Below are 18,640 nucleotides of genomic sequence, written 5' to 3'. Positions count from 1 at the left end.
CCGGGAGGACCAGCACGGCGCCTCCCATGAGGGCCATCCGCACGCGGTTGCGCTTGGTGGTCGAGGTGGCAGCGGCGGTCTCGTTACGGAAGGTCATGTGTTTCCTCTCGACAACCCCGGGCGGGCAGGCGGAACCAGGCCCGAGGGGCCTGATGTCGCTCACCGTGTCCGCGAGGGCGGCTGTGCACGTGTCCGACGTGCTGCGCCGCCCCGGTCACCGTCCCGTGCACCGGCCGCCCCGGAGGGCGTGGGCTGCGGGGGTGAACCCGGGTAGTGCTCGTTGCACTGGTTACGAAGCTACGAGTCACCGGGGTGTGTGCCAAACAGTTTCGGGTTGTCCCAGCTCAGGACGGCGTTACCGGCAGTAAGGATCAAGTAAATCGTGGGCAGATGTCCGATTTGCGCCCTATTTCCATGATCAAACCTCGTCGGATTATGACCTGAGTCACCCTCAGAGCCCGTCCGGGGCCCCGTGACCTCGGACACAGCATCGACAGATTGTGACCAGTCGTCCACACAGTGCTGTCAGATTCGCGGCAAATCCCGACTTGGCCGAGCCCACCCGTGACCCCAGACACAGCCGCCCGTTGGTAGTGGCGGCCGGGCGCGCCCCTGCCACCCCCTGACGACCCGAGGAGTACCCGTGCCGCGCATGCTCGATGTGAGCGACGAGGTCCGCGCCGAGATCGGCGACGACGAGGCCGACCGCCTGCTGGCCGGCGCCCACGCGCCCGACACCTACGACTGCACGTCCTGTCGAACGAACGGCGACTCCACCCGGGAGGCCACCAGCACCGTGCTGTTCGTCGGAGACGAGACGGCCGTGCTGGCGTTCGCCCACGCCCGCTGCATCCCCTCCCAGGTGGTGCCCGTCGCGGAGGAGCAACTGCTCGGCGCGGTCCGCAGCATCAGCCAGTCCCAGCACAGCACCCCGCCCTCCGGAGCCCCGGCCCCCGCTCCCGTTCCCGTTCCCGCCGCCGTCCAGCCGCAGCCGCAGCCCATCGTGCCCACCACCGGCGCACCCGCCATCCTCGGGATCACCTGCGGCCTGGTGCTGCGCGGCGATACCGGGCACGCCGCCCTGGTCATCGAGCCGACCGGCCCGGTCGGACGGCCCGGCGACGTCTCCGGCCAGGACCAGTTCCTCTCGCTCCTCACCGACCACGGCTTCCAGCACGTCACGGGTGTCGAGCAGCCGCCCGCCCAGATGCCCGGCTGGTCGGTGCTGATGGCCATGGGCCGGCTGCACGCGATCCTGCACCCCACCGCCACCGGCGGCAGCGCCGCATGGTGGCAGGCGCACCAGCCGCTCCAGGTCACCGAGACCTGGCGGTTCGCCGCCGGACGGCAGAACGCGGTGACCGTGTACGCGGCACCGGCCGGCACCATCGGACGCCAGCCCCGCGAGGACCTGCTCCGCCAGGCGCTCGACCGGGCGGCGGGCCAGGGCATGCTGGTCGCGGCCTCCCTGCCGCTGGCGGGCACCTGAGCTGACGCCCGTCCGGCGGGCCCGGGCGACGCGGCATAGGCCGCTCTGTCCCGGGCCCGCATCCCCCGGCTCGCTCGCTCGTTGGCTCCTACGTGTACAGCTACGACGTCGCCGCAGCCCACCGCCCGCCCACCAGCAGCCGTTCGATTCCGGGCATGCGCCCGTCGTACGACGCGGAGCACCCCTCTCCGGCCACGCCGATCTACGACGCGCTGTACTCGGAGTACCGCCGGCTCTTCCGGGCCCTGCCGGGCGACCGCTCCGGCGAGGAGGACATGCGCTTCACCGGCTTCGCGGTCCGCGACTCGTACCTCTCCCGCGAGCTGTACCCGGCCAGGGCGGTGGAGGCGGCCGGGTACCCGCAGCAGCAGGCGTTCCACACCTACCCGGGGCACGCCCAGGGCACGCCGCAGTTCATGCCCGCCCAACAGCAGCTCCAGAACGGCGGCCAGGCCACGAACGGCCACACCCAGAACGGGCAGACCCCGAACGGCCAGTACTCCGGTGCCCCGCTCTCCGGCGGCCAGGGCTGGGTCGCGACGGGCTATCTGACCCCGCCCCCGCCGGCTCCGCAGGCCACCGCGGCGGCGGCGGACGACGGCGGGGCCGGGATGGGCGGGCGGCACCGCAGCATGCTCTCGCTGCCGCCGGGCCGGGTGCCGGGCCAGGGCTGACCCGGCACCCGGGAACGGAGTGAGGCCGGGCACCCGTAGGTGCCCGGCCTCATCCCTGCGTCACTCGTGCGTCACTGCTGCATCACTCCGGCGCTGCCCGCGCCCGTACTCCCACTCCCGTACATCTGCGCGCTCTCACGCCCGGGAGCCCGTACGCCCGTACGCCCGTACGCCTGCGAGCCGTACGCCAGTGGGCCCGTACGTGGAACCGGCCCACGCCCGCGCGCCCTACTTCTTGCGGCTGCGCTTCTCCCGCACCCGGACCGAGATCGAGATCGGCGTGCCGACGAAGCCGAACTCCTCGCGCAGACGGCGCTCGACGTAGCGGCGGTAGCCCGCCTCCAGGAAGCCGGAGGCGAACAGCACGAAGCGCGGCGGGCGGATGCCCGCCTGGGTGCCGAACAGGATGCGGGGCTGCTTGCCGCCCCGGACGGGGTGCGGGTGGGAGGCCACCAGCTCGCCGAGGAAGGCGTTCAGGCGGGCGGTGGAGATCCGGGTCTCCCAGCCGGCCAGCGCGGTCTCGATCGCCGGGACGAGCTTCTCCATGTGACGGCCGGTCAGCGCGGAGACGTTGACCCGGGGTGCCCACTGGACCTGGACGAGATCCTGCTCGATCTCGCGCTCCAGGTAGTAGCGGCGCTCCTCGTCCATCTGGTCCCACTTGTTGTACGCGATCACCACGGCGCGGCCGGACTCGACGGCCATCGAGATGATCCGGGTGTCCTGCTCGGCCAGCGGCTCGCTGGAGTCGACCAGGATGACCGCGACCTCGGCCTTGTCCAGCGCCGAGGAGGTGCGCAGCGAGGCGTAGAAGTCGGCGCCCGAGGTCAGGTGGACCCGGCGGCGGATACCGGCGGTGTCGATGAACTTCCAGGTCTTGCCGCCCAGCTGGATCAGCTCGTCGACCGGGTCACGGGTGGTGCCGGCCAGCTCGTTGACGACCACGCGGTTCTCGCCGGCCACCTTGTTGAGCAGGCTGGACTTGCCGACGTTCGGACGGCCGATCAGCGCGACCCGGCGCGGGCCGCCCTCGACGACGCCGAAGGTCTGCGGCGGGGCGTCGGGCAGCGCGGCCATCACGGCGTCGAGCAGGTCGCCCGAGCCACGGCCGTGCAGGGCCGAGACGGCGTGCGGCTCGCCGAGGCCGAGCGACCACAGCATGGCGGCGTCGGCCTCGGCGGACGGGCCGTCGACCTTGTTGGCGCAGAGCACGACGGGCTTGCCGGCCCGGCGGATGATCTTGATCAGCGCCTCGTCGGTGTCGGTGGCGCCGACGTTGGCGTCCACCACGAAGAGCACCGCGTCCGAGTTGTCGATGCCGACCTCGGCCTGTGCGGCGACGGCGGCGTCGAGGCCGAGGACGTCGATCTCCCAGCCGCCGGTGTCCACCAGCTTGAACCGGCGGCCGTTCCAGGTCGCCTCGTACGTGACGCGGTCACGGGTGACGCCGGGCTTGTCCTCGACGACCGCCTCGCGGCGGCCGATGATGCGGTTGACCAGGGTCGACTTGCCGACGTTGGGGCGGCCGACGACGGCCAGCACCGGCAGCGGGCCCTGGCCTTCGAGGCCTTCGAGGTCCTCGGGGTCGAAGCCCTCCTCGGCGGCCAGCGCCATGAACTCGGCGTACTCGGCGGGGTCCAGCTCACCGTGGGGACCGGTGACGGTCTCGTTGCTCATCTTGGTTCTTCCGTTTCCCGGCACGGCCCTTCCCAGGGACGTGCCGTGCGTACCTGCCCCGCTCGGGGGCAGCGCGGTGCGGACCGCCCTGGTAGCGGGCGACGCAGAGTTCTGTGGGGGGGGGTGGGATCGGACCGTACCGGGTTCGGGCCGCACCGGTACGGATCGCACCGGGTTCGGGCCGTGCCGGGTCAGACCGTGCTGAGGCGGGCCTTCTCCTCCACCAGACCGGCGATCCGGTCGATCACCTGCTCCAGCGTGAGGTCGCTGGTGTCGACGAGCACGGCGTCGGCGGCCTGGACGAGCGGCGCGGTCTCCCGGGAGGAGTCGGCCGCGTCGCGGCGGGCCAGGTCGGCGGCCATCGCGGTGATGGTGGCCGCGTCCACGCCCTTGGCGCGCAGTTCGGCGGCCCGTCGTTCGGCGCGGGCGGCCTCGGAGGCGGTGAGGAAGATCTTCGCGGTGGCCTCCGGGAAGACCACGCTGCCCATGTCCCGGCCCTCGGCGACGATGCCGCGCTCGGCGACCTCGGCGCAGCCGCGCTGCAGCTCGACCAGCCGCGCCCGCACCTGCGGGACGGCGGCGACCGCGCTGACCTGCGAGGTGACCTCCTGGCTGCGGATCGGCCCGGAGACGTCCTGGCCGTCGACTGTGATGGTCGGGCCCGCCGCGTCCGTACCGGAGACGATCACCGGCTTGCCGCAGGCGATGGCGACCGCGTCGGCGTCCTGGACGTCGACCTCGTTCGCCAGCATCCACCAGGTCATCGCCCGGTACATCGCGCCGGTGTCCAGGAAGCTCAGCCCCAGACGGGCGGCCACGGCCCGGGAGACCGTCGACTTGCCGGAGCCGGCCGGCCCGTCGATGGCGACGACCACCGGTGCGGCGGCTCGGTCGGCAGTGTCCACGGGGCGAACCTCTCTCTGTCTCGGAAGCCGTCTCCGAAACCCGGGCGACTACATCAAGGTTAGACGACCCGCGCGGCCTCCCCCTCCGGGTCGGTCCGGCGGACCTGCCCGGCGGACCCGGAACGGGAGGCCGGCCCGGGGATCCGGGCCGGCCGGGCCGGCCGGCTCGTCGCCCCGGGCCCGCCGGCTCGGTCACCCCGGGCGGGTCGGCTCAGCGGCCCCGGGCCGGTCGGCTCAGCGGCCCCGGGCGATCCACTCCGCCAGCTGCGGGGCTTCCGCACCGATGGTCGTGGTGGCGCCGTGGCCGGGGTGCACCGTGGTCTCCGGGGGGAGGGTGAGGAGCCGGTCCCGGATCGAGTCGATGATCGTCGGGAAGTCCGAGAACGACCGGCCGGTCGCGCCGGGGCCGCCCTGGAACAGGGTGTCGCCGGTGAAGACCGCCTCCAGCGCCGGCACGTAGATGCTCACCCCGCCCGGGCTGTGGCCGGGGGTGTGGCGGACGTGCAGGTAGATGCCGCCGACGGTGATCCGCTGGCCGTCGCGGAGGTCCTCGTCGGGGTGGTCGCCCGGGTGGGTCTGCTTCCAGAGCGGCAGGTCGTCCGGGTGCAGCAGGATCGGCGCACCGGTCAGCGCGGCCAGCTCGGGGGCGGCGCCGACGTGGTCGTCGTGGGCGTGGGTGCAGATGATCGCCCGCAGTTCGCGGTCGCCGACGGCCGTCGCGACGGCGCGGGCGTCGTGCGCGGGGTCGATGACCACGGCGTCCTGGTCGTTGGCGATGATCCAGACGTTGTTCTCGACCTCCCAGGTACCGCCGTCCAGGGAGAAGGTGCCGGTGGTGGTGAGGAGCTCGATCTCGGGCTCGGGGGGCATCTGGCGCATCAGAGCATCACGACCGAGCGCAGCACGTCGCCGCCGTGCATCCGGGCGAAGGCTTCCTCGACCTGGTCGAGTGCGATGGTCTCGGAGACGAAGGCGTCCAAGTCGAGCCGTCCTTGCAAGTAGAGGTCGATCAGCAGCGGGAAGTCCCGCGAGGGCAGGCAGTCGCCGTACCAGGAGGACTTCAGCGCGCCACCGCGTCCGAAGACGTCGAGCAGCGGGAGCTCCAGCGTCATCTCCGGCGTCGGCACACCGACCAGGACGACAGTACCCGCCAGGTCACGGGCGTAGAACGCCTGCTTGTACGTCTCGGGGCGGCCGACCGCCTCGATCACCACATCGGCGCCGTTGCCGCCGGTGAGCGCGCGGATCTCCTCGACGGCGTCGGCGGTGGCGGAGTTCACGGTGTGGGTGGCGCCCAGGCGCAGCGCGGTGGCGAGCTTGCGGTCGTCGATGTCCACCGCGATGATCTTCGCCGCGCCGGCCAGCCGGGCGCCCATCACGGCGGCGTTGCCGACCCCGCCGCAGCCGATCACCGCGACGCTGTCACCCCGGCCGACCCCGCCGGTGTTGACGGCGGCGCCGAGCCCGGCCATCACGCCGCAGCCGAGCAGCCCGGCGGCGGCCGGCGAGGCGGCCGGGTCCACCTTGGTGCACTGGCCGGCCGCGACCAGGGTCTTGTCGGCGAAGGCGCCGATGCCCAGGGCGGGCGAGAGCGGGGTGCCGTCGAGCAGCGTCATCGGCTGCTTCGCGTTGTGGGTGGCGAAGCAGTACTGCGGGCGGCCGCGTCGGCAGGACCGGCACTGGCCGCACACCGCACGCCAGTTGAGGATCACGAAGTCACCGGGCGCCACCTCGGTCACGCCGTCGCCGACGCTCTCCACCACGCCGGCGGCCTCGTGCCCGAGCAGGAACGGGAAGTCGTCGTTGATCCCGCCGTCCCGGTAGTGCAGATCGGTGTGGCAGACCCCGCAGGCCTGGACCTTGACCACGGCCTCCCCCGGCCCGGGATCGGGCACCACGATGGTCTCGACCCGTACCGGCTCGCCCTTGCCCCGAGCGATGACGCCCCTGACCTGCTGTGGCATGTGGCCCTGACCTTCCCTCACGGAAACCTGAATCGGCGGAGCCGGACGGCCCCTCAGGGGAATTCTCCCCCGAGAACGACCGGCCGGGGACAGGGACGCGTCGGGGTACCTCCCGGCCGGAGGCGGCGGCCCCCGGGGAGCCGTCCCGGCGCCGCCTGTCCCGGAGGGCTCCCCGGACCGCTCCCCGGGGGCCGCCGCAGCGTCAGACCGACCGCACGCTCCACCCGTGCTCCCGCAGCGCGGTGTTGAGCCGCGCCACCGCCGAGGGGGCGACCGAGAGCTGGACGAAGCCGACCTGCTGTGCGGTGGAGTGTTCGATCGCCACGTCCTCGATGTTGACGCCGAGCGCGCCCACTTCGCCGAACAGCCGTCCGAGCTCGCCGGGCTGGTCGCCGAGCACCACGGCGACGGTCTCGTACCGGGTGGGCGGCGCGCCGTGCTTGCCGGGGATCCGGGCCTGGCCGTTGTTGCCGCGCCGCAGTACCGCCTCGATGCCGGCCGCACCGGACCGGCGCCCGGCCTCGTCGGCCGCCTCCAGTGCGCGCAGCGCGGTGACGGTCTCGCCGAGGTCGGCGGCGAGTTCGTCCAGGATGTCGGCGACCACTCCGGCGTTGGCGGAGAGGATGTCGACCCACATCGCCGGGTTGGACCCGGCGATCCTGGTGACGTCGCGGACGCCCTGGCCGGCCAGCCGGACGGCCGTCTCGTCGGCGTGCTCCAGCCGCGCCGCGACCAGCGAGGAGAGCAGCTGCGGAGCGTGCGAGACCAGCGCGACGGCGCGGTCGTGCGCGCCGGCGTCCATCACTATCGGCATCGCGCCGCACAGGGCGACCATTTCGAGCGCGGCGTTGAGCGTCTCGGTGTCGGTGTCGGCGGTCGGGGTCAGCACCCAGGGCCGGCCCTCGAAGAGGTCGGCGCGGGCCGCCAGCGGGCCGGTCCGCTCCCGGCCCGCCATCGGGTGGCTGCCGATGTAGTGGGTGGTGTCGCAGCCGAGCGCGGTCACGTCGGCGCGCGGGCCGGCCTTCACGCTGGCGACGTCGGTGTAGCGGTGGGCCAGCCCGCGCCGCTGGCAGTCCGCGAGCACCCTGCCGACCAGGGCGGGCGGCACCGCGACGACCGCCAGGTCGACCGGGCCGTCGGCCGGGTCGGTGGTGCCCGCGCCCAGCGAGGCGGCCGTCCGGGCGGCGTCCGGGTCGGCGTCCTCCAGGTGGACGGTCAGGCCGCGCCGGACGAGCGCGAGCGCGAGGGAGGTGCCGATCAGTCCGGTGCCGACGACGGCGACAGTGCGCATGGCGTTTCACGTCTCCTGGAACGGGTGGGCTGCTGCTCCGCTCATCCTCCCTCACCTGCTCCGACACCGTCCGACCGGCCCGCGCGGGGGGCGGACGGCGCGCGACGCGCGGGAGAAACCCCGGGAGAAATCCGCGCCACCGGGGGCCTTCCGGGGGCAGACTGGGCGCCCGGGCCGGGGAGTGCTGGAAGGGGTACCGCGGGGTGGCTGCTGAAGCAGGACAGGGTTGGGAGTCCGTACTGGACTCGGTGGTGGTCTACGCGAGCGGTGCGCTGTGCCGCCGGCGGGCCCGGGTGACGGTGCCGCCGGACGGCCGGGTACGGCTGTCGGGGCTGCCCCGGGTGCTGGACCCGGGTTCGCTGCGGGCCTCGGTGCTCGGCGGCGACGGGCTGCGGGTGACCGAGGTGCGGCTGGCGGAGGAGGCCGAGCTGCGCGCGCCGCAGGCCCGGCCCGAGCTGCGCCGCCTCGTCGAGGAGGCCGCCGACGCGCTGGAGGCCGCCGAGGGCCGGCACGCGCGCCTGTTCGCCCGGATCGAGGAGGTCGCGGCGTTGCGCGCGGTACCGCCGCCACGCCGGCGCGACGAACCGCACCGCCGCACCCCCGCCGATGCCTGGCTGGACCTCGCCGACTTCGTGGACGAGCGCCTGACCGGCCTGCACATCCGAGCAGCCCAGCTGGCGGACGAGCTCCGCCGGGCCGAGCACGCCTTCGCCGTCGCCCGGGAGCGGCTGGAGTCGGCCTCCAGCGCCCTCCCGTCCGGCGCGGTGCAGACCACCGTGACGGCCGTGCTGACCATCGGCGCAGCCGGCACCGAGGCGGGCACCGACCAGGGCACCGGACTCGACACCGACCAGGGCACCGAGGTGGACATCGAGCTGGAGTACGGCGTCCCCGGCGCGGTCTGGGCGCCGTCCTACCGGCTGAGCCACCGCCAGGGCGCGGGCGACGGCACGCTGGTGCTCTGCGCCTCGGTGGCCCAGCGCACCGGAGAGGACTGGACGGGCGTCCGGCTGGCCCTGTCCACCGCCGACCTGAACCGCAGGACGGACCTCCCCCGGCTCCGCTCGGTCCGGATCGGCCGACGCCAGCCCGCCCCCGCGCCGTCCGGCTGGCGGGAGGCGCCCGGCGGCCTGGACGACCTGTTCGCCGGGTACGACGCGGCGGCCCCGCTCCCGGCGCCGCCGCGCCGCCGGGCGATGCCCTTCGCGGCGGGCGGCGCGGCCCCCGGCCCGGCCGCCGTCCCCTACGGCGCCGCCTCGGCGGGCGGCCCGGCACCCGCCGTGCCCCCGGCGGCCCCGGCGCCGGGGCCGTTCGGCGGGCCCGGCGGACCCGGTGGCCCCGGCGAGCCCGATGCCGCGCTGCCGCTGATGGCCCGGCGCTCCCGGATGGCCGCGCCGGCGGCCCTCAGCGCCCCGCCGCCGGTGCCCCAGACCGCCCCCGGCTCCGGGTCCCGTCCGGAGCCCGGTACGGCCGGACCGGCCGCACCGGCCGGACCGCCGCACCCCGACCCCCGCTGGCTCGACTACGCCGCGCTGACGCTGCCCGGCCCCGACGGGGGCCGGGCCGACCGGGGCCGCCTGCTCCCCGGCGGCGGCCCCGGAGCCGACCCGGCCGGAGCCGGGGACCGGCACCGCGCCGAGGCCGTCGCCGCGCTCCCGCTGCCCCCGCACGCCGTCCGCCCGCGCCTGTCGGCCGGCTCCTTCGACCAGCGGTACGACACCGCCGCCCGGGTGGACCTGCCGTCCGACGGCGGCTGGCACACCGTCACGGTCGGCGAGATCCCGGTCGGGCTGCGGAGCGGGTACGTCTGCGTCCCGTCCGTCGAGGAGGCCGTGTACGGCACCCTGGTGCTCACCAACGCGACCGACCGGGCACTGCTCGCCGGGCCGGTCGAGGTCACCGTGGACGGGGAGTTCCTGCTGACCGCCGCGCTGCCGACGCTCGCGCCCGGCGGCAGCCGTGGCGTCGGGCTCGGCGTGGCGGAGGGCATTCGGGTGGCCCGCCGCACCGAGCTGCGGGAGTCCACGGCGGGGATGCTGGGCAACACCACCGTGCTGGACCACCGGGTGCACCTCGAACTCGCCAACCACCTCGGCCGCCCGGTCACGGTGGAGGTCCGCGAACGCGTCCCGGTCAGCTCGGACGGCGACGTCCGGATCGAGGAGCGGCCGGGCTGGACGACGGGCGAACCGTCCGAGGACTACCCGCCGAGCACCCGCCACCGCCGGGTCGAGCTGCCCGCCCACGGCAGTGCCGAACTGGACGGCGGGTACGAGATCCGCATCCCGGCCGGCAAGACCCTGCACGGCGGAAACCGGAGGAGCTGAACCGATGACCACCCCGCCCACCACCACCGCGCCCACCGCCGCCCTCCCGGTCACGGCGGTCACCTGTCTGGAGGACCGCAGCCTGGTCGAGCGCACTGCCGCCCTCGAACTGGCCCCGGGCGCCCAGCGGTTGCGCCTGGGCCCGATCACCGCCCTGGCGGTCGACCGCTCCCTGCGCACCGAACTCACCGGCCACCCGGACGCCAAGGTGCTGGACGCCCGGATCGTCCGCCGCTGGACGCCACGCGCCCCGCTGCCGCCCACCGACGAGGACTCCGGACTCCGGCACCGGGTGCACGCGCTGGAGCAGGAGCAGCTGACCGGGGAGGCCCAGCGGCAGCGGCTGGAGGCCCGGCTGACCCTGCTGGCCCAGCTCGCCGCCGACCTGCTCCGCGAGATCGGCGAGGGCGCGGGCTGCGGCGAGGTGGAACGGGCCCGCTGGTCCCGGGAGTTGGACCGGGTGGACGCCGAGCGCGAGTCCTACGGCGAGCGGCTGCGCGCCGCCCGGGCCCGGCTGCGCGCACTGGACGAGGAGCTGTCCGAGGCCCGGCAGGCCCTGGAGCGGGCCGAGGAGGAGCCCGCCGAGCTGCTCGCGTACGTCGAACTGACCGTCGAGGCCCGGACGGGCGGCCCGGCCGGGCTGAGCGTCGCCCACCTCACCCCGTGCGCGCTCTGGCGCCCGGCCTACCGGGCCACGCTGGCCGACGGCGCCCTCACCCTGGAGACGGCGGCCGTGGTCTGGCAGCGCACCGGCGAGGACTGGACGGGTGTCCGGCTCACCCTCTCCACCGCCCGCTCCGCCCTGGCCGGCGAGCCGCCGCGGCTGACCGAGGACGTGCTGACCCTGCTGGACCGTACGGCCGAGGAGCGCCGCAAGGTCGACGTCGAGCTGCGCGAGGAGGAGATCAGCGGCACCGGGCCGGCCGCGGACGGCCTGCCGGGCGTGGACGACGGCGGCGAGGTCCGGGTCCTGACGGCGCCGGCCCCGGCCTCGGTACCGAGCGACGGCCACCCCCACCGGGTGCCGCTGACCTCCTTCCGCGCGCCCGCGACCAGCGAGTACGCCTGCGCCCCCGAGCTCTCGCCGCTGGTCACCCGGGTCGCCCGGTTCCGCAACGGCGCGGGGCACGCGCTGCTGGCCGGCCCGGTGGACCTGGTGCTCGGCAGCGGCTTCACCGGGCGCGGCGAGCTGGCCTTCACCGCGCCGGGCGCGGCCGCCGAACTCTCCTTCGGCAGCACGGACGGCTACCGGGTCGTCCGGGAGACCGAGGAGAGCCGGGGCAGCTCCGGGCTCTCCCAGCGGACCACCGTCACCCGTACCGTCCGGCTGCACCTCTCCCGCTTCTCCGGCCCGCAGGAGCAGGACGAGCAGGTCGTCGCCCTGCGCGAACGGATCCCGGTGTCCGAGGTCTCGGCGGTCGAGGTGCGGCTGCGCAAGGAGGCCTGCTCCCCCGCCCCCGACACCCTGGACGCCGAGGGCATCGTCCACTGGGACCTGGCACTGCCCCCGGGCGGCCGGCGGACCGTCACCCTGGTCTACGAGGTGTCGGCGACGGCCAAGGTCGCCGGGATCTGACCGGAAAGCAGGTAGAAAGGGACACATGATCTACCACCTCGCGCCCCTGGACGACTGGCTGCACGACCCCGGCCGGCCGTACGCCGCCGCCTCGCTGCTCACCGACGGGTTCATCCACTGCTCGGCGGACGAACAGACCACCCTCGCGGTGGCCAACGCCTTCTTCCGGGACGCCCAGGGGCCGCTGATGGCCCTGCTGATCGAGGAGAGCCTGGTCGAGCCGATGGTGAAGTGGGAGGCCCCGAGCGGCGCCCCGCCGCCCGGTGCCACGCCCGACGTGCGCTTCCCGCACGTCTACGGACGGCTGAACCGGACCGCCGTGGTCGGGTTGGAGAAGCTGGAGCGCGGCCCGGACGGCCGGTGGGCCGCCCTGCTGCCCTGGAGCTGACCCCGGCGTCCGGCGGTCAGAGCCAGCCGCGCTCGCGGGCCGCCATCCCGGCCTGGAACCGGGTGGTGGCGCCGAGTTCGCGCATCAGGCTCTGCAGCCGCCGCTGGGTGGTCCGGGCGCTCCAGCCGAGCGAGCGGGCGATCGACTCGTCCGTCAGCCCGGCCGCCAGCAGCCCGAGCAGCTTGCGGTGGTCGGCCTCCGGCTCCAGCTCGCCGTCGCCGTGGCCGATCGCGGTCTGCAACGGGACGGCGCGCTCCCACTCGGCCTCGAACAGCCCGTCCAGGGCCTGGAGCAGGGCGGACGGGTGGATCACGTACGCGGCGTCCAGCACGGCGTCGCCGACGCTGATCGGGATGATCGCCATCCGGTCGTCGGCCATCATCATCTTCATCGGCAGCACCGGCCGCACCCGGGCCTCCTCGCCGTCCGCGACGCCGACCAGGATCTCCTTCTCCAGCCGCCCGGGCCAGGCCACCGCCTCCTTGTCGAAGACCGTGCGGAACCGCACCCCGGCCTTGAGCCGCTGGCGCTGCCGGGGCAGGTTGGCCACCGGGTCCTGGATGTAGGGCGGGCAGTCGAAGCCCCGGACCTGGTACTCGGCGGTCTCGATCAGGTGCTCCAGCCGCTGCGCGATCGCCTCGCCGCCGGTCAGCACCTCGACCGAGTGCGCGGGGTCGGTGAAGCGGGAGGCCTCGCGGAAGGCGTCCATCAGCCGGTGCATCTCGGCGCGGGCGCTGCGCAGCTGGGCCTCGCGGTGGCCGATCAGCGTGCCGATCGCGACGTCGGGGGCGACGGCGAGGTAGCGCTCGCGGTCCACCGGCGCCCGGGTCGCCATGCCCTGCTCCGCCAGCCTGTCCAGGGCGGCGCGGCCCTGCTCCAAAGTCAGCCCGCACTGCTCGGCGAGCTCCTCGGCCGTGGACTGCGGCGACACCACGAGAGCCGCATACAGCTGCCCGTCCGGCCCGCCCAGGCCGAGCACTCCGAATGAGTCGAGCACAACGCTCCTTCCCCCGCTGGCCACACCCCTGGTGGCGCAGTCCCGCCACCAGGCGGCCCGTCATCACCTGGCTATCTTCCGCCACTCGTCCACGGGCTGACAAGCCGGTGCGGTCAGGCTCACACCACTACCCCCGAACGACAGGAGGGCCTCCCCGCCGAACGGCGGGGAGGCCCTCCTACTCCATGACTACAGACCGACCTCGTGCATCAGCTGGCCGACCTCGGGGTTGGTCAGCCGGCGCAGCCAGCCGGACTTCTGGTCGCCCAGCGCGATCGGGCCGAAGTGGGTACGGACCAGTCGCTCGACCGGGAAGCCGGCCTCGGCCAGCATCCGGCGGACGATGTGCTTGCGACCCTCGTGCAGGGTCACCTCGACCAGGTAGTTCTTGCCGACGTTCGAGAGCACCTTGAAGCTGTCGGCGCGGGCGAAACCGTCCTCCAGCTCGATGCCCTGGCCCAGGATCTTGCCCAGGTCACGCGGGATCGGGCCCTGGATGGCGGCCATGTAGGTCTTGGTCACGCCGTACTTCGGGTGGGTCAGCCGGTGGGCCAGCTCGCCGTGATTGGTGAGCAGGATGATGCCCTCGGTCTCGGTGTCGAGACGGCCCACGTGGAACAGCCGGGTCTCCCGGTTGGTCACGTAGTCGCCCAGGCACTGACGGCCGTCCGGGTCCTCCATCGTGGAGACCACGCCGGCCGGCTTGTTGAGCGCGAAGAACAGGTACGACTGGGTGGCGACGGTCAGGCCGTCCACCTTGATCTCGTCGTTCTGCGCGTCGACCCGCTTGCCCTGCTCGGTCACCAGCTTGCCGTTGACCATGACGCGGCCCTGCGAGACCAGCTCCTCGCAGGCCCGGCGGCTGCCCATGCCGGCCCGCGCCAGCACCTTCTGCAGGCGCTCGCCCTCGGGCTCGCCGAAGGTCTTCGGGAGCACCACGGCCGGCTTGTCGTGGCGCGCCAGCACGGCGTCCTCGATCTTCGCCTGCAGCTCACGCGAGCGCTGCGGCTGACGCCGCGGGTCGCCCGGAGCACCCTGCCCGGGCTGACGCGGACGCGCCGGCCCCTTGGCCTGCGGCAGCGCCTTGCGCGCGCCGTAGTGGCCGCCGGAGCCGAACTCCGGACGGTCGTACTTGCGCTCCTCGGGCCTCAGCGGACGGTCCGGGTGCTGCTTCCGGTCGTCACGGCGGTCGTCCCGACGGTCATCGCGACGGTCGTCACGGCGGGCACCGCCACCGTACGAACCACCGCCGGAGGAGCCCCCGCGCGAACCGCCACCGGACGACGAACCGCCGCGCGAACCGGCGCCGTACGAACCGCCACCGGACGACGAACCGCCGCGCGAACCGGCGCCGTACGAACCGCCACCGGACGACGAACCGCCGCGCGAACCGCCACCGTAGGACCCGCCGGACGACGAACCCCCACGCGAACCGCCGCCGCCGTACGAACCGCCACCCGACGACCCGCCACGCGAACCGCCGCCGTAGGAGCCGCCACCACTGCCGCTGCCGCCACCGTACGAACCGCCACCCGACGACCCGCCACGCGAACCGCCGCCGTAGGAGCCGCCACCACTGCCGCTGCCGCCACCGTACGAACCGCCACCCGACGACCCGCCACGCGAACCGCCGCCGTAGGAGCCCCCGCCGGACGACGACCCGCCGCGCGATCCGCCGCCGCCGTACGAACCACCGCCGGAGGAGCCTCCGTACGAACCACCGCCGGAGGAGCCCCCGCGCGAGCCGCCGCCGTAGGAGCCGCCGCCGCTCCGGCCCCCGCCCTGTCCGCCACGGCCCTGGCTGCCGCCGCCACCACTGCTGTTCCTACCGCTACCACTGCTACGCATCAAAGAAGTCCGTACGTCGTTTCCGTCTGGGGAGTGCAAGTCGTGCCGGCCGACCTCACCGCTCCCTTACCGACCAGGCACAGCCCGACCGGCCTCATCGCCGCCGCCCGCCGCACGTGCGGCGGCGACCGCATCCGCGATCATCGTGCCTTCGAGGGACTCCGCTTCCACGTCGTCGACCTCAGGCAGGAAGGGCGCCAGCGCCGGGAGTTCCTCCAGGCCGCGCAGCCCCATCCGTTCCAGGAAGTAGTTTGTCGTCCGATACAGGATCGCACCTGTTTCGGGCTCGGAGCCGGTCTCTTCCACCAACCCTCGCTGTACCAGGGTACGCATCACGCCGTCACAGTTCACACCACGTACGGCTGAGACCCTGCTGCGCGACACCGGCTGCCGGTACGCGATGACCGTCAGGGTCTCCAGCGCGGCCCGGCTCAGCCGGGCCTGCCGGCCGTCCAGGACGTAGCGGTCGACGGCGGGCGCGCACTCGGCCCGGGTGTAGAAGCGCCAGCCGCCGCCGACCGGCCGCAGGTCGAAGCCCCGGCCCTGGGCGGTGTACTCGGCGGCCAGCGCGTGCAGCGCGGCGGCGACCTCGGCCCGCGGCCGCTCCAGTACGGAGGCCAGGTGCGCCTCCCCCGCCGGTTCGTCGACGACCAGCAGGATCGCCTCCAGGGCGGCCCGCAGCGGCACCTCCGCCCCGGCCGCCGCTTCCGCCGCCACCCCTGCCTCCGCCGCCGGCCTCGGCGCCGGTCCCGCCTCCGCGACGGCGTCCGACCCGGCGTACGGCCCGGCCTCCGGCCGACCGGCCGGCCCGCCCTCGTCCTGCACCGGCCCGTCCGGGCCCTCCAGGGGGTCGTACGCGGGCTCCAGCCACTCCTCGGCCCGCGCCTGCCCCGGGACCCCCAGCGCACGCCTGGGCGCCCTCTGCCGCTCCGTCACGACGGCGCACCTTCCTCCGCCACCGGTCCGACCAGCCGGTCGAACTCGTCCGTCACCTCGATCACGCGGTCCTCCTCGGCGATCCAGCGCACCAGCAGCTCGCCGAGCGCCTCCGGCTGCTCGAAGGCGAGCGCCTTCTCCCGGTACAGCTCCAGCAGGGCCAGGAAGCGGGCGACCACCACCAGCGGGTCGTCGGTGTCCGCGACCAGCCGGGCGAAGCTGGCCTCGCCGAGCGCGGCCAGCAGGCCGGCCACCAGGGCCGCCTGCTCGCGCACGCTCACGGCGGGGGCGTGGATGTGGTCGACGTACACCACCGGCGCGGGCCTGGGCAGCATCGCCCGGGCCGCGAGCCGGGCGAAGTCCTCCGGCCCGATGCCCAGCACGACCTCGGGGAGCAGCGCGGCGTGCTGCGGCTCCAGGCCGGCTGTCCGGGGGCGCCGCAGCAGTTCGGCGGCCCAGTGCCCGGACAGCACCTCCGCCGCCTGCTTGTACGCCCGGTACTGCAGCAGCCGCGCGAAGAGCAGGTCGCGGGCCTCCAGCAGGGCGAGGTCGGCCTCGTCCTCGACCTCGGCGGCGGGCAGCAGCCGGGCCGCCTTCAGGTCGAGCAGGGTGGCGGCGACCACCAGGAAGTCGGTGGCGGCGTCGAGGTCCCAGTCCGGTCCCATCGCCCGGATGTGGGCGATGAACTCGTCGGTGACCGTCGAGAGCGCGATCTCGGTGATGTCCAGCCGGTGCTTGGCGATCAGGCCCAGCAGCAGGTCGAACGGCCCCTCGAAGTTCTCCAGCCGCACCCGGAACCCGCCGCGCGGCTCGGCGGTGGCTGGCGACTCCTGGATGCTCGGCATGAGGCGTCCATCTTGACGCACTCGACGCACACGTACGGCTCACGCCCCGCCGGGGCGCGTCGGGAGACCTCCGGGCCACCGGCCGGGGGAGCACCGCGCGGGGCAGGAAGGGCGGGCGCCGCGTCCTGCCGCCTCAGCGCCCCCGCAGGCGCCGCACCAGGATGCTGGCCTCGCCGCGCTGCTCCAGGTCGGCCAGCACGACGGCGATGGCCTCCCGGACGATCCGGCCCCGGTCCACGGCGAGCCCGTGCTCGCCGCGCAGCACCAGCCGGGCGTGCTCCAGGTCCATCAGTTCCTCGGCCGAGACGTACACGGTGATCTTCTCGTCGTGCCGCTCGCGCCCGCTGGGCCGGCGCGGTGCCCGGCCCCGGGGGCGGGGCCGCCGGGCGGCGGCCTCGCCCTGCTGCTCGTCGGCGGCGCCGTGCTCGGTGCCCTGCTGCTCGGCGCCGTGCTGGTCGGCGCCGTGCTGCTCCGGCCGGGCGGCGGGCACCGCCCGGCCGGGGGCCGGGGGCTGGGTCCGGTCCGCGCCGCCGGGCTCGGCCGCCCGTGCGGTCTCCGGTCTGGGCGCCTCGGCCGGCCGGGCGAGGGAGGGCGACAGTGCCATCCCTCCGGTGGTCCGGAACAGCTCGTCGGCACCCGGGAGACTCACTCGGCGGGGCGGCACCGGTCGAGCACCTCCCTGGCGAGCTGACGGTAGGCGGCGGCGCCGACCGAGTTGGTCGCGTACGTGGTGATCGGCTCGCCGGCGACGGTGGTCTCCGGGAAGCGGACGGTACGGCCGATGACGGTGTGGAACACGTGCTCGCCGAAGGCCTCGACCACCCGGGCCAGCACCTCGCGGCTGTGCACCGTGCGCGAGTCGTACATGGTGGCCAGGATGCCGTCGAGCCGCAGGTCGGGGTTGAGCCGCTCGCAGACCTTCTCGATGGTCTCGGTGAGCAGCGCGACCCCGCGCAGCGCGAAGAACTCGCACTCCAGCGGGACGATGACGCTGTGAGCCGCCGTCAGGGCATTGACCGTCAGCAGGCCCAGCGAGGGCTGGCAGTCGATGATGACGAAGTCGTAGTCCGGCAGCAGCGGCTTCAACGCCCTGGCGAGTGCGGACTCCCGGGCCACCTCGCTGACCAGCTGCACCTCGGCGGCCGACAGGTCGATGTTCGAGGGCAGCAGGTCCATCCCGGGGACGGCGGTCTTCAGCAGCACCTCATCGGCCGTCAGGCCCCGCTCCATGAGCAGGTTGTAGACGGTGACGTCCAGCTCCATCGGGTTGACGCCCAGTCCGACCGAGAGCGCGCCCTGCGGGTCGAAGTCGACGAGCAGCACCCGGCGGCCGTACTCGGCGAGTGCGGCGCCCAGGTTGATGGTCGACGTGGTCTTGCCGACGCCGCCCTTCTGGTTGCACATCGCGATGATCTGCGCGGGGCCGTGCTCGGCCAGCGGCGCGGGGATCGGGAAGTAGGGCAGCGCGCGGCCGGTCGGGCCTACTCGCTCACGTCGCTGACGGGCTGCGTCAGGGGCCAGGGTCGCGGCATACTCCGGGTCTGGTTCGTACTCGGCGTCCGGGTCGTCGATCGAGCCGTAGGCGAAGTCGCCGTAGGCCAGACCGTGTGACGGCAGGTCCGCGTCGTAGGCGGCGGTCGAGCCGGGGGCGGAGTTCTGGCGTGCCTCGAAGGTACGGACCGCGACCGAGCCGACCTCTACCGAGCCCACCGTGGCCTGACGG

The 18,640-nt window shown here is 74.4% G+C and carries 16 protein-coding genes; 5 read left to right on the top strand and 11 right to left on the bottom strand.

From position 1 onward, the window contains the following. Positions 1-643 precede the first annotated feature (643 nt). Both ABD330_RS27945 and ABD330_RS27940 read left to right on the top strand, forming a co-directional pair. Positions 644-1,489 carry a hypothetical protein gene (locus ABD330_RS27945; RefSeq protein WP_344468779.1) on the top strand — a complete coding sequence of 282 codons (846 nt, stop codon included), beginning with the start codon at positions 644-646 and terminating at the stop codon, positions 1,487-1,489. 92 nt (positions 1,490-1,581) lie between these two features. Then, complete coding sequence (locus ABD330_RS27940) at positions 1,582-2,163, top strand: hypothetical protein (protein ID WP_344468784.1); 582 nt, start codon at positions 1,582-1,584, stop codon at positions 2,161-2,163. Between the two features lie 228 nt (positions 2,164-2,391). Here ABD330_RS27940 and der read toward each other — a convergent pair whose 3' ends face one another. The 5 genes from der to ABD330_RS27915 all read right to left on the bottom strand — a co-directional run bounded on the left by der (position 2,392) and on the right by ABD330_RS27915 (position 8,000). Next, the gene (gene der / locus ABD330_RS27935; protein ID WP_344468778.1) at positions 2,392-3,840 is read right to left on the bottom strand and encodes a ribosome biogenesis GTPase Der; all 1,449 of its coding nucleotides are present in this window, start codon (positions 3,838-3,840) and stop codon (positions 2,392-2,394) included. A gap of 191 nt (positions 3,841-4,031) precedes the next feature. Then, a complete protein-coding gene (gene cmk, locus ABD330_RS27930; RefSeq protein WP_344468776.1) occupies positions 4,032-4,745 on the bottom strand; it encodes a (d)CMP kinase in 714 nt (237 codons plus the stop codon). A gap of 234 nt (positions 4,746-4,979) precedes the next feature. Beyond that, positions 4,980-5,615: an MBL fold metallo-hydrolase gene (locus ABD330_RS27925; RefSeq protein WP_344468775.1), complete on the bottom strand. Its 636-nt coding sequence runs from the start codon at positions 5,613-5,615 to the stop codon at positions 4,980-4,982. An 8-nt stretch (positions 5,616-5,623) separates the two neighbouring features. Beyond that, complete coding sequence (locus ABD330_RS27920) at positions 5,624-6,709, bottom strand: S-(hydroxymethyl)mycothiol dehydrogenase (RefSeq protein ID WP_344468774.1); 1,086 nt, start codon at positions 6,707-6,709, stop codon at positions 5,624-5,626. Between the two features lie 202 nt (positions 6,710-6,911). Next, entirely contained in the window at positions 6,912-8,000 is a 1,089-nt protein-coding gene (locus ABD330_RS27915; RefSeq protein ID WP_344468773.1) for a prephenate dehydrogenase, read from the bottom strand. Between the two features lie 203 nt (positions 8,001-8,203). On the opposite strand from ABD330_RS27915, the gene ABD330_RS27910 reads away from it, so the two are divergent. Genes ABD330_RS27910 through ABD330_RS27900 form a run of 3 tightly spaced genes read left to right on the top strand, consistent with a single transcriptional unit; the run spans position 8,204 to position 12,291 of the window. Next, a complete protein-coding gene (locus ABD330_RS27910) occupies positions 8,204-10,327 on the top strand; it encodes a DUF4139 domain-containing protein (protein WP_344468772.1) in 2,124 nt (707 codons plus the stop codon). Positions 10,328-10,331: 4 nt separating this feature from the next. Further along, a complete protein-coding gene (locus tag ABD330_RS27905) occupies positions 10,332-11,903 on the top strand; it encodes a mucoidy inhibitor MuiA family protein (protein WP_344468771.1) in 1,572 nt (523 codons plus the stop codon). A 25-nt stretch (positions 11,904-11,928) separates the two neighbouring features. Continuing rightward, a complete protein-coding gene (locus tag ABD330_RS27900; protein ID WP_344468770.1) occupies positions 11,929-12,291 on the top strand; it encodes a DUF952 domain-containing protein in 363 nt (120 codons plus the stop codon). A gap of 16 nt (positions 12,292-12,307) precedes the next feature. Here the strand turns inward: ABD330_RS27900 and ABD330_RS27895 are convergent, their stop codons facing one another. The 6 genes from ABD330_RS27895 to ABD330_RS27870 all read right to left on the bottom strand — a co-directional run bounded on the left by ABD330_RS27895 (position 12,308) and on the right by ABD330_RS27870 (position 18,627). Continuing rightward, positions 12,308-13,288 carry a transcriptional regulator gene (locus tag ABD330_RS27895; protein WP_344468769.1) on the bottom strand — a complete coding sequence of 327 codons (981 nt, stop codon included), beginning with the start codon at positions 13,286-13,288 and terminating at the stop codon, positions 12,308-12,310. A gap of 189 nt (positions 13,289-13,477) precedes the next feature. Continuing rightward, complete coding sequence (locus tag ABD330_RS27890) at positions 13,478-15,136, bottom strand: pseudouridine synthase (RefSeq protein ID WP_344468768.1); 1,659 nt, start codon at positions 15,134-15,136, stop codon at positions 13,478-13,480. A 66-nt stretch (positions 15,137-15,202) separates the two neighbouring features. Further along, positions 15,203-15,853 carry an SMC-Scp complex subunit ScpB gene (gene scpB, locus ABD330_RS27885; protein WP_344468783.1) on the bottom strand — a complete coding sequence of 217 codons (651 nt, stop codon included), beginning with the start codon at positions 15,851-15,853 and terminating at the stop codon, positions 15,203-15,205. A 215-nt stretch (positions 15,854-16,068) separates the two neighbouring features. Continuing rightward, positions 16,069-16,917 (bottom strand): segregation and condensation protein A, encoded by an 849-nt coding sequence (locus ABD330_RS27880; protein WP_344468767.1) that lies wholly within the window; start codon positions 16,915-16,917, stop codon positions 16,069-16,071. Between the two features lie 133 nt (positions 16,918-17,050). Continuing rightward, entirely contained in the window at positions 17,051-17,521 is a 471-nt protein-coding gene (locus ABD330_RS27875; protein ID WP_344468766.1) for a hypothetical protein, read from the bottom strand. Positions 17,522-17,562: 41 nt separating this feature from the next. Beyond that, a complete protein-coding gene (locus ABD330_RS27870) occupies positions 17,563-18,627 on the bottom strand; it encodes a ParA family protein (RefSeq protein ID WP_425555661.1) in 1,065 nt (354 codons plus the stop codon). Between the last annotated feature and the right edge of the window lie 13 nt (positions 18,628-18,640).

This window comes from Kitasatospora kazusensis, from assembly GCF_039529945.1.
Classification (GTDB): Bacteria; Actinomycetota; Actinomycetes; order Streptomycetales; family Streptomycetaceae; genus Kitasatospora; species Kitasatospora kazusensis.
The sequence above is the reverse complement of the archived record's forward strand: the minus strand, read 5'-3'. Positions and strand labels throughout refer to the sequence as shown.